A 15,572-nucleotide genomic window follows, 5' to 3' on the forward strand; every position below is an offset into this window, starting at 1 on the left:
TTTCGCGTTTCCTCCGAACGCGCCCGCCGAGGCGCTCTCGTTTGCGTTTCCCATGCGCCGCCAACAGGCGCGAACCGGCTCGATGGCGCCCATAAAAAGCAGCCCCCTTCGCCTATTGTTTCTGAATTTGGAGGGCGGTTCGGCCGGCCGGTCACCGTGCCGGCCGCTGGCTGCGGATGAAATACAACGCTTTTTCCACCGTCTGGGCATTTTTTTCGCTGATCTCTGCTTTGCGCGGAATCGGGGGATACAAGTCATCCGGGTCGTCCCACTCAAGCGGAAGCGCGACGGGTGAAAGCGGTTGCCAACGTTCGCGCCACTCATCTGGCAGCGGGCCGGACACATCGGCTTGTCCCGTCATCTCGAGCCAAAGGAGCGCCCATGCCCGTGGCACGACGCGCCAGATGTCATAGCCGCCGCCGCCGACGGCGATCCAGCGTCCGCCGCAATATTCATGTGCGATTTCGTGCGCGAGCTTCGGAATGGCGCGGTACGTTTTCATCGTCACCGACAAATGGGTGAGCGGATCGTAATAGTGGGCGTCGACGCCGTTTTGCGTCACGATGACATCCGGGCGGAAAAAGTCGGCGATTTCCCGAAGCGCGGTCGTATAGGCGGCGATCCATGATTCGTCTTCCGTGAACGCATCAACGGGAATGTTGAACGAATAGCCGTAGCCTGCGCCTAAGCCGCGTTCGTTGACATTTCCGGTCCCTGGGAACAAATAGCGCCCCGTTTCATGAATGGAAAACGTGCAAACGTTCGGATCGTCGTAAAACGCCCATTGCACCCCGTCGCCATGGTGGGCGTCCGTGTCGACGTACAACACGCGCAGTCCGTATTTCTCCCGGATGTATTGAATGGCGACCGCACTGTCGTTGTAGACGCAAAAGCCGGACGCTTTGCCGCGGAAGCCGTGGTGCAGACCGCCTCCAAGGTTGAGCGCATGCTCGGCCGCTCCGGAAAGAACCGCGTCGACGGCGGTGAGGGTGCTGCCGACCAAAAGAGCGCTCGATTCGTGCATGTTGGGGAAAATCGGCGTATCCTCGGTGCCAAGGCCGTAGTTTTGCGCCGCCGCTTCCGACAGTTCGCCGCGCCCGGCCGCTTTCACCGCCTCGATGTAGGAGCGGTCATGAATGAGCGCCAGCTCGTCATCGGTCGCCATGCGCGGGGCGACGATCTGGCGGTCTTCGAGCGCGCCGAGCGTGCAAAGCAAGTCGTATGTCATTTTGACCCGCAGCTGGTTGAACGGATGGTCGTCATGAAATTTGTACTGAAGAAATTGCTCGCTATAGACGAATGCGCAGTTTCGGCTCATGACGTAACCCCCGGCAAGTTCGGCCATAGCACGTGATAGCCGGCGTTTTGCAAATCGCGGATCAATGGAAGCGGATTCATCGTCTGCACGCGGAAAACTAAAATTTTCTCATTCGGATCCGGAGCTGGATACACCAAGACGCTGGCGATGTTCACATGGCGCTCGCTGATGATGGCCGCCGCTTTGCTTAACATGCCGGCCTCGTTCGGCACTTTGATCTCGATTTGCGACCCCGGCTGGTGAACGCCGGTCAATTCAATGAACGTGCGGAGCAAATCCGTTTGCGTGATGATGCCGACAAGTTTCCCGTGATTGACGATCGGCAGGCAGCCGATTCGGTGTTCGTGAAAGAGCGCCGCCACCTCCTCGACGAAATCGAGCGGATGGCCGACGATGAGGTCGGTTTTCATAATCGTGCTGACCGGTTTTTGCAAGTCTTCAAGATGTTCATGAAGATGGAAAATGGACGGGCTCGCGTCGCGCAAATCTTGGCTCGTCACAAGCCCCAGAAGACGTCCTTCCCCGTCGACGACCGGCAGATGGCGGATGCGGTGATGTCTGAGCAGTTGCAGCGCTTCGGCGATCGTATTGGTGGCGCGAAGCGTGATAACCGGTGCTTTCATCACTTGTTCGACAAGCATCGTTCTCCTCTCCCCTTTGTGCGTGGCATTTAGTACATGTAACGGTTCATAAACCGAAGCCGGTCAAACCGTTGAATCGATTCGGCGTCGACCCGTTTGCCGATGCGGACCATCAGGCAGTTCGCCGGATGGGAGCAAATTTCCGGGTCGTCGGTCGCATACCAGACGAGCCCGCCGGCGTTCATCATTTTCTCCATCACTTTTCGGTACTCCCATACGTTCAGCCCCGTGCCTTTTAAATCCCAATGCCAGTAATATTCAGTTGTAATGATGATGTAGTCTTCCATGGCGTCGTCCATCATCGAGACGATCAACAAATTTTTTCCGACGCCAAACCCGCGGAACTCCGGAATGACTTCAATGGCGCCAAGCTCGAGCAAATTTTCCATGTTCCCTTCCGACCAACGCTCAAGCGGATCGGGATACAAAAACGTCACATATCCGACAATCACCTCGCCGCGGCGGGCGATGATGATCCGCCCTTCCGGCAGCTTGGCGATTTCGATCAACGCTTTGTGCTGTTTGGCAGGCGGGCGGAAGGAAGTGAGGTCATGGTGGAATTCGTAGCTGGCCAACGCTTCCGGCGCCACCGGCCCTTCGATGAGGAGCGTTCCTTTCGGGGTTTTCAGCTCTTTGGCGTTATACGTTTTTTTATGTTCCATTCGTCCACCACCTGAATTGGTCGTTCTGCTTCCATTATAAATAAAAATGGCGCCGGCTGGCGCGGTTCAAAAAAATTTCAAAAAAGCGGGGACGAGGAATATTTTAAAAATTGAGAAATGGTTTTCAATTGACTATAATAGAAATGTAATCACTTACATAAGGGGGATCGGAGAATGAAAACGGAACTGCTGCCTGTCGTACAAGGGGACTACAACTTGAAAAACTACGAGGAAACGTACAAGCAATTTCAATGGTCGGAAACAGAGAAAGTGTTTTCTTGGTATGAGACGGGACGGGTCAACATGGCGTACGAGGCGATCGACCGCCATGCTGAGTCGTTCCGCAAAAATAAAGTGGCGCTTTACTACCGGGATGCGGTGCGGAATGAGAAATATACGTTTAAAGAAATGAAAGAAATGTCGAACAAAGTGGCGAATGTTTTGAAAAATGTGGCCGAGATTGGAAAAGGAGACCGCGTGTTCGTCTTTATGCCGCGCTCGCCGGAGCTGTATTTCGCTGTGCTCGGGATCATCAAAACCGGCGCCATCGTCGGACCGCTGTTTGAGGCGTTCATGGAAGGCGCGGTGCGCGACCGCCTCGAAGACAGCGGGGCGAAGGCGATCGTGACGACGCCGGAGCTTTTGCCGCGCGTGCCGGTGGGCGACTTGCCGGAGTTGAAGTACGTCTTTTTGGTTGGCGACGGCGTTGTCGAAGAAGGGCCGTACATCGATTTGAAAAAGCGGATGAACGAGGCAAGCAAGCACTTCGACATCGAATGGGTCGACCGCCAGGACGGCTTGATTTTGCATTACACATCCGGTTCGACCGGAAAGCCGAAAGGCGTCCTGCACGTCCATAACGCGATGATTCAGCATTATCAAACCGCGAAGTGGGTGCTCGACTTAAAAGAAGACGACATTTACTGGTGCACGGCCGATCCGGGGTGGGTGACCGGAACGTCGTACGGCATCTTCGGCCCGTGGCTGTGCGGGGCGTCAAGCGTCATCGTTGGCGGCCGCTTCAGCCCGGACGCCTGGTATGAAACGATCCAAGACTTCGGCGTCACCGTCTGGTACAGCGCGCCGACGGCGTTCCGCATGCTGATGGGCGCCGGCGATGAAGTCGTGAAAAAATATGATTTAAGCTCGCTCCGCCACATTTTGAGCGTCGGCGAGCCGCTCAACCCGGAAGTCATCCGCTGGGGGATGAAAGTGTTCGGTCGCCGCATCCATGATACGTGGTGGATGACGGAAACAGGCGGGCATCTCATCTGCAACTACCCGTGCATGGAAATCAAGCCTGGATCGATGGGGAAACCGATTCCGGGTGTTGAGGCGGCGATCATCGACGACCAAGGAAACGTCCTGCCGCCGTACCGAATGGGCAACTTGGCCATCAAAAAAGGCTGGCCGTCGATGATGAAAACGATTTGGAACAACCCGCAAAAATATGAATCGTACTTTATCGGCGACTGGTACGTCTCGGGCGACTCGGCGTACATGGACGAAGACGGCTACTTCTGGTTCCAAGGCCGTGTTGACGATGTCATCAACACATCCGGCGAGCGCGTTGGGCCGTTTGAAGTCGAAAGCAAGCTCGTCGAGCATCCGGCCGTGGCCGAAGCCGGCGTCATCGGCAAGCCGGACCCGGTGCGCGGGGAAATCATCAAAGCGTTCATCGCGCTTCGCGAAGGCTATGAGCCGTCTGAAGAGCTGAAAGAAGACATTCGCCAGTTCGTGAAAAAAGGGCTCGCCGCCCACGCCGCGCCGCGTGAGATCGAGTTCCGCGACAAACTGCCGAAAACGCGGAGCGGGAAAATCATGCGCCGCGTCTTAAAAGCGTGGGAGCTCAACTTGCCGACCGGCGACTTGTCGACGATGGAAGACTGAACACGAACATAGGCGCCCGGAATGTTGCGCTTTCCGGGCGCTTTTTCTTATAGCGTCAGATGATGCAATGCTCCGTCAGTTGTTCGCCATTCATACGACTCCGTGACGGAAAAAGACAACGGGAGACGTAACGGTTGAAAAAGTGGGATGACAAGGCATAAAAGACGAGCGAGAGGAAGTGGAACGAACGACCACGAGTATATAGGCGGCGAAAGGAGGTTCTCCTGCCGGTCGAAAAATAGGTGCCCGCTCATAAAAAAGGCTTTCCAACTGTTTGGTTGGAAAGCCTCATAATATTTATCTAGAAGAAGATGGGGGAGCTTCGCTATTTTCCGCGTTGTCCGCACTAGCGGGCGAATTGGCCGGCGGGGAGGACTGGGCGGCCGGCAGTGCGACTTTGCTTGATGGTGCTGATTCCCGGCCAGCAATATCGACAGCGGTGACGTAATATGTTGCTCCCGGTTTGAGATCGGAAAAGGAAGTCGTTTCCCCCGCTTTGATGATGGCGACGATTTGCCGCTTTCCGGTTTCGCTTACCTGATAGACGCGGTAGCCGATGACATCGCGCTCTCCGTGGCGAGCCCAGACGAGCTGATTGTCATTCAGGCGGGCGGCCGGTGGGGCGGGCACGCGTCCATTGTCTTTTAAGGTGGAAACAACGAACGCATCGCCGACCGATGTCTTTCTATTGATTCCCCACTGATCGAGCAATTTTGGATTGACAACGACCTCGCGGGTGACAAACTCTTCCGGCGTCGTCTCGAGCGCTGCATACCGATGCTCGCCAATGACGACAACCCGACCCTCGATCAAATAGTCATCGCTTCCTTGCCGCGGCGTAAACTTTGTATTGTATAAATCATAGCGAACGAGTCCAGCTTTTTTACATGCCGATGACGGGCTGAATCCACTCGTGGCACAATACGCGCGGCGAACGATGCCGCCCGGCATGGAAAACCGCTTTGGCGGGGCGATGAGTTTTGGCTTGGCGCCATAGGCGGCGTTCATGAATTGCGCCCATAACAGCTGGGTGCGCTGGCTGTAGGAAAGCCCTTTGTAGCGCGACTCCAGCGGCGCTGGATGGTCGTAGCCGACCCAAACACCGAACGTGACGCTTGGATTGACGGCGATAAACCACGAATCGCGCTTGTCTTGGGATGTTCCGGTTTTTCCGGCCCAGTCGGCGGAGAAGGTCAAGTAGCGCCGCACTGAAGAGGCGGTCCCGCCATTAAGCACATCACGCATCATGTCAATCATCAAGTACGACGTCTGCGGGGAAAAGACGGGAACGGGCTTCGTTTGATGCTGGTAGATGATGTTTCCGTCCTTGTCGGTAATTTTCTCGATCATATACGCATCGACGAACGACCCGTAGTTGGCAAACGTCGCATAGGCGTTGACGTTTTCTTCGACGGTGACGCCGATGTGCGTTCCGCCGATCGCCAAGGTCGGGTTGGCCTCTTCTTGTTTTGAGACGCTTGTGATCCCCATTTTGTGCAAATAGTCGACCGGATGGCGGTTTTGGATTTTCGTATAGACCCGAACAGCCGGGATGTTGTACGAATGTTGAAGCGCGCGCCGCGCTGTGACAAGGCCGTGCGTTTTTCCATCCGCATTTTTTGGCTTATACGAACCGATCGAAAGCGGAAGATCAGGAATGATCGAGCCGGGCTGAATGACGCCCATCTCCATCGCCGGTGCGTACACTAAAAGCGGCTTCATTGTGGAGCCGTTCGAGCGGTGCGCCTGGGTGGCATGGTTGAGCTGCTCGCGCCCGTAATCGCGGCCGCCGACAAAGCTGATAATTTTGCCTGTTTTGTTTTCAATCAGCATTGCCCCGACTTCCACCGGCTGACGATGGGCGACTGTTTTTCCGGTTTTGCCGTCCTTGGTGTAATAGACGTTGTCGTTTCCGTAATACGGGTAGCGGGCGGCCACCTTCTGCATCCGTTCGTAAATGTCTTTGTCGATCGTTGTATAAATGCGCAATCCCCCTTGTCGCAGCGCTTTTTCCGCCTCGCCGAGATAGCGGCGGCGGAGGGCGAGATCGCGCCCCCACTCTTTCGCCGAATGGCCGTCGCGCTTGGCGAACGTTTCCGCAATCACCTCTTTCGCCCGCCGCTCAATTTCCATCGTCAAAAACGGATAGCGTTCAAACGGCGACGGCTTCGGCGGGGCGAAATGTTTCGTCACATCGTAGGCGAGCGCTTCTTGGTATTGCTTGTCGGAAATATAGCCGGCCTGCTTCATCCGGCGCAGCACCGTTTTCATTCGTCTGAGCCCGGCTGAGACATCTTGCTTGACGCTCCCATCAGCGGTAAACGGTGTATAGACGAACGGGTTTTGCGGCAAGCCGGCTAAAAACGCCGCTTGGGCGAGATTGAGTTCTTTGGCGTCAACGCCAAACACTCCTTGGGCAGCGGCTTGGATGCCGGCGATGTTGCGGCCCGATGAACTGCGGCCGAACGGGACGACGTTTAAGTAGGCTTCCAAAATCTCTTCTTTTGAAAAAAAGCGCTCAAGGCGCAGCGCCAATACCATTTCCTTCGCTTTGCGCTCAAACGACACTTCGCTCGTCAGCATCTGGTTTTTGACAAGCTGCTGCGTCAGCGTGCTGCCGCCGCTTTTGACCGGCGTGTTTGCCCCCTCTTGAAAGATGGCGCGGATGACCGCTTTGGGCACGACGCCATCATGCTCGTAAAAATGTTCGTCCTCGGTGGCGATCACCGCTTGCACGACGTACGGGGAAACGTCGGAAAGGGGCACCGCCTCGCGGTCGAGATCGGAGCGGAACCGGCCTAAATAGACGCCGTTGGCAAAATACATATGGCTCGTTTCTTCGTAACTGTAAATCTCGCTTTTCATTTTGTCCGGCGAAGGGACAGCCAAGTCTTTAACCAGAAAGGCGAAATAGCCGGCGCCGGCGCCGGCGGCAAAGCAAACGAGGCAGAGCGCGGCGATGAGCAGCATTAAGGTGGCGTTCCAGACGATGTCGTATGTAAGGCAAAAATAACGCCATGCTTTCTCGACAGAAATACGGAATGGTTTTCGTTCCATGCCGGCCCCCCTATAGTGGCAAATCTTCGCCATCAGTATACCATACCGTCGGGCGCCGTTGTGGAATTTTGTTGTTTTTTCACCGTTTTTGGCGGAAAAATGCGGGGTTGACAGTGAACAAGGAATATGGTAAAAGAAAGTATATAAAGTATATAATTTTGGATACGACAACGCGATGACGGGAACAAGTAGCGGTTGTCTCCCTGGTGCAGAGAGCTGGCGGGTGGTGCGAGCCAGTCCATAGGCAAACGTGAATTACCTCCCCGAGCAGCGATGGTGAACGGCTTTGTCGCCTAGTAGCCGTCTGCCGGCATGCGCCGTTACCGAAATGAGCGAGAAAGCAACATGCTTTCTAAGTAGGGTGGTACCGCGACGAACACTCGCCCCTTCATGCAGGGCGGGTGTTTTCTTTTTTGACGACATTCATTAAAGAGGTGAGAAAAACATGAACCTGCTTGAAGAACTGCAATGGCGCGGACTTGTCAATCAAACGACGGATGAGGATGGGCTTCGAAAGCTCCTGAATGAGGAGAAGGTGACGCTTTATTGCGGGTTTGACCCGACAGCAGACAGCTTGCATATCGGCCATTTGGTCACGATCATGACCTTGCGTCGCTTCCAACAGGCGGGGCATCAACCGATCGCCTTAGTCGGCGGCGCCACCGGGTTGATTGGCGATCCGAGTGGCAGAAAAAGCGAGCGCACGCTCAACGCCAAGGAGACGGTCGAGACGTGGAGCGCCCGAATCAAAGCGCAACTCGAGCGGTTTCTTGATTTTGAGGCTGAGAGCAATCCAGCGAAAATCAAAAACAACTACGACTGGATCGGGCCGCTTGATGTCATTTCGTTTTTGCGTGACATCGGCAAGCATTTCAGCGTCAATTACATGCTTGCGAAAGAATCGGTGCAGTCGCGCATTGAAATGGGCATTTCGTTTACCGAGTTCAGCTATATGATGCTGCAGGCGTACGACTTCCTCAACTTGTACGAAACGGAAGGTTGCCGACTACAAATCGGTGGCAGCGACCAATGGGGCAACATCACGGCGGGGCTTGAGCTCATCCGCAGAACGAAAGGTGAGGCGAAAGCATTCGGTTTGACGGTTCCGCTCGTGACGAAAGCCGATGGGACGAAGTTTGGAAAAACGGAAAGCGGCACGATTTGGCTCGACAAAGAGAAAACGTCGCCGTACGAGTTTTACCAGTTTTGGATCAACACCGATGACCGCGATGTGATCCGTTACTTGAAGTACTTTACGTTCCTGTCGAAAGAGGAAATCGAAGCGCTTGAACAAGAGCTTCGTGAGGCCCCAGAGAAGCGGGCGGCCCAAAAGGCGCTTGCTGAGGAAGTGACAAAGCTCGTGCACGGCGAAGAGGCGCTCAGGCAAGCGATTCGCATTTCTGAAGCGCTCTTTAGCGGCGACATTGCCAATTTGACAGCGGCGGAAATTGAGCAAGGGTTCAAAGATGTGCCGTCATTCGTTCATGAAGGAGGCGACGTTCCGCTTGTCGAGCTGCTCGTTTCTGCCGGCATTTCGCCATCGAAGCGACAAGCGCGCGAAGACATCCAAAACGGCGCCATTTATGTGAACGGGGAGCGCATCCAAGACGCGGGCGCCGTCCTGACCGCCGAGCACCGCCTCGAAGGGCGGTTTACCGTCATCCGCCGCGGCAAGAAGAAGTATTATTTAATCCGCTACGCTTAAACAAAAAAGCTCCGAAATGCATCGGCATTTCGGAGCTTTTTTTGCGCATTAACGCGAGTAGAACTCAATTGTTTCATCTCACTTGATATATCAGTGTTTAAAAACCTTCTTAAAAATTACCTCAATCAAATTCATTTTCTCCATTTGTTGAAACAGAAAGAAGAAGTTATCATCACGATTCGTGCACTTGGAAAGTTGTTAGGCTTCACTTTCGAACAGGTTTGGCACCAGTTTGTGATCAGGAATTAGTTTTCCAAGGGCTTGTTCCCTGAATATTCTTGACACAACTGTCGTTGTCGAGCGCTTGACTTTGCCATCAAGTGGGGCAGCACCAGCTGGCCAAGCGTGGACAACACCGTGTGTATGCGGTCGTGGGCAGTTTGCCGCTCAAGCTATGTCATTCATTCCGAATGGATCGCACCAAACGGTTTCGTAGAGAAGCGGATATTGGCTATTGTGCTTCGAAAAAGATCGTTTTCAAACTTTATCCGCAGATCACCAATTAAGGAGTTCCGATGGGATACGCCATCAATGAATCATCTTGTGTATGATCGGGTGCCGCTGAAACCGTCATAGTGCAAATTCTACATCCATAAACCTAGGTGGACAAAGAGTACATCAGCCAAAAACTACAAAAGGAGCTGTACAAAGAGCATCGAGTTGCTTTTTGAATGCCCGTTCGAAAAGATGAGCGAATTCGCCAATCCATCTCATGGAAACAACGGATGAAATGAAAATGCAAAGTGATTGAAACCGTGTTTTCGATTTTCAGCGATTCGTATTGGCTCATCGAGATTCGAGCGAACTCGATTTCGGGATTTGAAACGGCACTCGATGGGATTTTACTGGCTTACTCCTTTGTTGTTCTTCGGTTAGTTGAGTGTTAACGCTCCACTAGCACCAGGGGGATATAAATAATGGTTATAATATTTAGAAAATTAATATTATTACTAAAATAAATGATATAACCCGTGGTGCTAGTTGAACTTTAACGCTCAACTAGCCCAAGAATGACGAGTGAATAAGCGAGTAAAATGCCATCCAAAGATGATTCAAATCCAGAAACAGAGTTGGATCGAATCTCTGTGATCCGGTACTGATCAATGAGAACGGAAAACACGGTTTCAATGACTTTGCGCTTTCGTTTCATCCATCGTTTCCATGCTTTCGATTGATGGATTTTCTGGTTTTTCCGAACGGGCGTCCAAAAAGTGATCTTGTATTCATCATACAGCTTCTTTTGCAAGTCTTGGCTCACATATCCTTTGTCACCAAGTGTATACGGATGAGGAAGTTGGACCATCACGGTTTCCGCAGCTGTCCGGTCGTGACAGGATGCTTCGGTGACGACATATCCCATCGGAAGCGCTTGGTCAGTGATCTGGAGATGAAGCTTCAATCCATAGTAAGCCATCTTTTTGGATGCACAATACCCAATATCTGCGATTCCTTGAAACCGTTTGACGCGATATATTCGTGCGTGGTGGCAGAGTTCAATGGGTAAGCTATCCACTACCGCATAAGCATGATGTTGCCCACGTTTGGCTAGTTGATATCGGATCCATTTGACGGCAAAGCCAAGATTTCGACAACGACGGTTATATCGAGAGCGTTCAGGAAATAAATCTTTCGAAAATAAGTTTCCGATCACAAATCGGTGCCAAGCTCGTTCGGATGTAAAACCTAACAACTTTCCAAGAACATGGACGGCGATGATGACCTCATCTTCTTGCTTCAACAAATGGCGATTTCGACGTTGTAAATACATCTGAATTAAAGACAATTGTCCAGATACAAAGAATAAAATCGCTGCATATTGTTTTTGAATTTTCGCTTCGTCTGTTGTAAAATGAAAGTGCTCTTGCATGTGAACTCTCCTTTTGAATGTTTGGTAGCACTTTCATTTTAAAGGCGATCCTTCATGCAAGGGCTATTTTTATACTTATCTCATTTTATCTAGCACCACGGGTATTGCTAATAAATTAGAACTAATGATAGGTGAGGGGTATTTATGTTTGGTAATAAAGAGATAACTGTTTCAAGAAAAATTTTTTCTAAATATAAGACGATTACAGCGGCCATACAAAATGCAGTGCCTGGGGCCAAAATTTTTGTTGAACCAGGTACCTATCATGAAAATATTATTATCGATAAAGAGATAGAGCTTATTGGCAATGGTCCCGTTAATGAAATTATTCTTTACAGTAAAAATACCTCTGCTATTCTCATGCAGACGGAACATGCCATTGTTCGTGGAATAACTATTCACCAGGGAGGACAAAGCAAGGAAAACGAATATTATTATGCCGTTGATCTACCTATGGGTTCATTAATTTTAGAGGATTGCAACATTAGTTCGGATATCGGGGGTGGCATACGAGTTCATAATTTACATACCAATCCGGTAATCCAGCGATGCAATATTCATAATACTCAGAGAAATGGTATTTTCATAACTACCAAAGGCAACCCGACTATACGAGATTGCAAGATTTATAATAATCTGATGAATGGTGTATATGTAAACAACAAAGGCCGCGGGACAATCGAGAATTGTGAAATCTACAGTAACACGTATCCAAATGTATGTATAAAAAGTGAAGGGGATCCGGTGATAAGGGGCTGCAAGATTTACGAAAGTAAGCAAAATGGAGTTTGGGTGAAAGAAAAAGGTCGCGGGATGATCGAGAATTGTGAAATCTACAGTAACACGTATCCAAATGTAGATATAGAAAGTGAAGGGGATCCGGTGATAAGGGGCTGCAAGATTTACAAGGGCGAGACAAATGGATTGGTCGTAGCCAACAAAGGCCGCGGGACAATCGAGAATTGTGAAATCTACAGTAACACGTATCCAAATGTATGTATAAAAAGTGAAGGGGATCCGGTGATAAGGGGCTGCAAGATTTACGAAAGTAAGCAAAATGGGGTTTGGGTGAAAGAAAAAGGTCGCGGGATGATCGAGAATTGTGAAATCTACAGTAACACGTATCCAAATGTAGATATAGAAAGTGAAGGGGATCCGGTGATAAGGGGCTGCAAGATTTACAAGGGCGAGACAAATGGATTGGTCGTAGCCAACAAAGGCCGCGGGACAATCGAGAATTGTGAAATCTACAGTAACACGTATCCAAATGTATGTATAAAAAGTGAAGGGGATCCGGTGATAAGGGGCTGCAAGATTTACGAAAGTAAGGAAAATGGAGTTTGGGTGAAAGAAAAAGGCCGCGGGATGATCGAGAATTGTGAAATCTACAGTAACACGTATCCAAATGTAGATATAGAAAGTGAAGGGGATCCGGTGATAAGGGGCTGCAAGATTTACGAAAGTAAGGAAAATGGAGTTTGGGTGAAAGAAAAAGGCCGCGGGATGATCGAGAATTGTGAAATCTACAGTAACACGTATCCAAATGTAGATATAGAAAGTGAAGGGGATCCGGTGATAAGGGGCTGCAAGATTTACAAGGGCGAGTCAAATGGATTGGTCGTAACCAAAAAAGGCCGCGGGACAATCGAGAATTGTGAAATCTACAGTAACACGTATCCAAATGTAGCTATAGAAAGTGAAGGGGATCCGGTGATAAGGGGTTGCAAGATTTACAAGGGCGAGACAGATGGAGTTTTGGTGAAAGAAAAAGGTCGCGGGATGATCGAGAATTGTGAAATCTACAGTAACACGTATCCAAATGTATGTATAGAAAGTGAAGGGGATCCGGTGATAAGGGGCTGCAAGATTTACAAGGGCGAGTCAAATGGATTGGTCGTAACCAAAAAAGGCCGTGGAAGGCTGGAGAATTGCGAGATATACAACGCACCCGAAGACTGCCCTGCAGTAGTAATAGACAAGGAAGGAAATCCAACCCTGCAAAAGTGTAAAATTTATGATAATAGAGGCACAGGTGTATGGGTAAAAGAACAAGGGTATGGCGTATTGGAAAACTGTGAAATATACGGAAATTTTATACAGGATATTGAAATCTCTGAAGATAGTAAAGTTGTAATTTTAGGTTCAACAACTAAACAGGAAGAAAGAAAGGATGAGGAAAAGAAACAGGACAATTCTTATCATCAGTTTTCAGATGGCAATATATCAGAGTTAAATAAGGTTTTAGAGGAACTAGACTCCTTAATTGGAATGGAAAACGTAAAAAAACAAATTCGGGAAACCATTGAATATATACAGTTTAACCAAGAGCTCGCTAACTTTGGGATTGAATCCGAAAATGTCAAAATTGCGGCCTCCCATACCGTACTATATGGAAATCCGGGGACTGGAAAGACGACTGTAGCCAAGTTGTTAGGAAAGCTCTATAAAGCCATGGGATTATTGTCTTCCGGACATGTTGTAGAGGCAAATCGTGAAAAATTAGTCGGAGAATATATAGGTCATACAGCACCCAAAACCAAAAAGAAAATCGATGAAGCCATGGGTGGTATACTGTTTATTGATGAAGCCTATGCCCTTACTAATAAAGGTTCTGAAAACGATTTTGGGCCAGAGGCAATTGAAGTGCTTCTAGAGGAGATGGAGAATAGAAAGGGTGAATTTGTTGTAGTTGTAGCGGGATACGAGAAGGAAATGGCCCAGTTTCTAGAAGCAAATCCCGGATTAAAAAGCCGATTTACGCAATATTTCCATCTTCAAGACTATACACCTGATGAGATGGTGGACATTGCTAGGAAAATGGTGAGAGATAAAAAACGCAAACTTTCACAGGATGCAGAGGAAGCTTTACATAAAGAATTTACATTGTTATGGAGGAAAAGGGATCGATTCTTCTCCAATGCTCGGACTGTCCGTAATTACGTCGATGGGATGCTTCAAGCTCAAGCGCAGCGATGTATGCGAGTGCCAAGGGAACAATGGACGAAGGAATTTCTGCTAACATTAACGGCAGAAGATGTGCAAGCCGTGTTGCCTAAGAAAGAAACGAAAACGTTTGACCTCCCGATTAATGAAGCACTATTATCAGAAACTCTACAGCGATTACATCGTATGATTGGGATGGATCAAGTAAAAGCCGAAATTGAAAAGCTCGTCACACTTGTTCGTTTTTACAAGGAAGAGGGAAGGGATTTAGCGGAGTTATCTCCACATACGTTACTCGTTGGGAGTCCAGGAACAGGAAAGACAGAGGTGGCTCGTATTATAGCGAAAATATACGAAGCACTGGGGATTTTAGAACGAGGAGATCTAGTAGAGGTAAACCGCGATAAATTGGTAAGTGCCTATCCTGGTGAAAGCGAAAAACTCATTGCTCGTTATATTGACCAAGCAATGGGAGGAACATTGTTTATCGATGAAGCGTACCAGCTTACTCAATATGGTGCACACGATCCGGGTCATAAAGTAATTGAAGTATTACTTAAACGTATGGAGGACGATCGAGGAAAATTCATTGTCATAGTCGCAGGCTATAAAGAAAAAATGGAACAATTTTTAGATAGTAATGACGGTTTACGCAGACGTTTTGTCCGTTGTATTGAATTTGAAGATTATACTCCATCTGAGTTGATGCAAATTAGCGAGTTAATGCTTCAAGAAAAGGGATATAGATTAGACGGTGAAGCACGTAAAAGCCTTTTCGCCTATTACGAATCCGCGTATGAAAATCGAGATCATACATTTGGTAACGCTGGGTTTGCTAGAAATGTTGTAAACGAAGCGATAAAGAATATAGACTATAGGGTAGCAAAAATGCCAAAAGAAAAACGTACACAGGAGATAACGAAAACCATATTGGCAGAGGACATTAACCCTGCTATAAAAAAGTAACGTGCTAAATGAACATTTTCTGCCTTCATTTTAGTGTGAAGATAACCCGTGGTGCTATATAGATGCAATTTAAAGCTTTAACATTTTTTGTCTTTGCCGGTCATTGCATCCGACTGTCGAGTGACCGAACAACGCCGCTTAAAGACCCATGAATGGGTCTGTGAAGCGAGTCGTTGTTCGGTCTTCCGTCACCCTAAGGCGTGACGGAGGCAAGCCACACGCTTGCCTTCGACAGTCGAAAATGGGCAAACCACTTTTCTGTCAAGGATATGTTAAACTTCTTTGTTGCATCTATATATATAAGTTGAATTAAAGATTTACAACTGAACACACAAACGATCGATCGTTTGTTCTGGTTTCTGGTTGATTCGCTGAATAAAGGCTTGGACATTCTTTCTAATTTCTTGCACACTCGAATAGAACACGTTGTAAATCACGTCTGATTTCAGCCATTTCCATAGCCCTTCAATCAAGTTCAATTGCGGACTGTATGGTGGCAAAAAGACGAGCTCTAACCGATCTT

At 49.5% G+C, this 15,572-nt stretch carries 9 protein-coding genes, 1 pseudogene and 1 other annotated feature; of the genes and pseudogenes, 4 read left to right on the forward strand and 6 right to left on the reverse strand.

Features of this window, described 5'->3' with window-relative positions; genetic code table 11:
- Positions 1–151: 151 nt before the first annotated feature.
- The 3 genes from ETC02_RS02855 to ETC02_RS02865 are packed head-to-tail and all read right to left on the reverse strand — an operon-like array spanning position 152 to position 2,621.
- Complete coding sequence (locus ETC02_RS02855) at positions 152–1,318, reverse strand: acetoin utilization protein AcuC (RefSeq protein WP_050367703.1); 1,167 nt, start codon at positions 1,316–1,318, stop codon at positions 152–154.
- Positions 1,315–1,959: an acetoin utilization AcuB family protein gene (locus tag ETC02_RS02860; protein ID WP_050367702.1), complete on the reverse strand. Its 645-nt coding sequence runs from the start codon at positions 1,957–1,959 to the stop codon at positions 1,315–1,317. Before ETC02_RS02860 ends, ETC02_RS02855 begins: the two co-directional genes overlap by 4 nt.
- A gap of 29 nt (positions 1,960–1,988) precedes the next feature.
- Positions 1,989–2,621, reverse strand: coding sequence for a GNAT family N-acetyltransferase (locus ETC02_RS02865; RefSeq protein ID WP_094239095.1), 633 nt, complete (start codon positions 2,619–2,621; stop codon positions 1,989–1,991).
- Positions 2,622–2,795: 174 nt separating this feature from the next.
- Between ETC02_RS02865 and acsA the strand changes: the two genes are divergently transcribed.
- Entirely contained in the window at positions 2,796–4,511 is a 1,716-nt protein-coding gene (gene acsA / locus ETC02_RS02870; RefSeq protein ID WP_171698028.1) for an acetate--CoA ligase, read from the forward strand.
- Between the two features lie 297 nt (positions 4,512–4,808).
- On the opposite strand, the gene ETC02_RS02875 is transcribed toward acsA, so the two are convergent.
- The gene (locus ETC02_RS02875; protein ID WP_171698029.1) at positions 4,809–7,568 is read right to left on the reverse strand and encodes a transglycosylase domain-containing protein; all 2,760 of its coding nucleotides are present in this window, start codon (positions 7,566–7,568) and stop codon (positions 4,809–4,811) included.
- A gap of 166 nt (positions 7,569–7,734) precedes the next feature.
- Positions 7,735–7,959, forward strand: a binding site (T-box leader).
- Positions 7,960–8,013: 54 nt separating this feature from the next.
- Between ETC02_RS02875 and tyrS the strand changes: the two genes are divergently transcribed.
- Together tyrS and ETC02_RS02885 are read left to right on the forward strand one after the other, a co-directional pair.
- On the forward strand, positions 8,014–9,273 hold the full coding sequence (tyrS, locus tag ETC02_RS02880; RefSeq protein ID WP_171698030.1) for a tyrosine--tRNA ligase: 1,260 nt from the start codon (positions 8,014–8,016) through the stop codon (positions 9,271–9,273).
- Between the two features lie 87 nt (positions 9,274–9,360).
- Positions 9,361–10,160 (forward strand): annotated as a pseudogene (locus tag ETC02_RS02885) (IS982 family transposase).
- 101 nt (positions 10,161–10,261) lie between these two features.
- On the opposite strand, the gene ETC02_RS02890 reads toward ETC02_RS02885, so the two are convergent.
- Positions 10,262–11,140 (reverse strand): IS982 family transposase, encoded by an 879-nt coding sequence (locus ETC02_RS02890; protein ID WP_087959983.1) that lies wholly within the window; start codon positions 11,138–11,140, stop codon positions 10,262–10,264.
- A gap of 144 nt (positions 11,141–11,284) precedes the next feature.
- Between ETC02_RS02890 and ETC02_RS02895 the strand changes: the two genes are divergently transcribed.
- Entirely contained in the window at positions 11,285–15,049 is a 3,765-nt protein-coding gene (locus ETC02_RS02895) for a right-handed parallel beta-helix repeat-containing protein (RefSeq protein WP_171698031.1), read from the forward strand.
- 317 nt (positions 15,050–15,366) lie between these two features.
- Here ETC02_RS02895 and ETC02_RS02900 read toward each other — a convergent pair.
- Positions 15,367–15,572: transposase (locus tag ETC02_RS02900; protein ID WP_171698032.1), on the reverse strand; the 206-nt coding region annotated here is incomplete at its 5' end.

The sequence above is a fragment of the Geobacillus sp. DSP4a genome (assembly GCF_013096875.1).
GTDB classification, from domain to species: domain Bacteria; phylum Bacillota; class Bacilli; order Bacillales; family Anoxybacillaceae; genus Geobacillus; species Geobacillus thermophilus.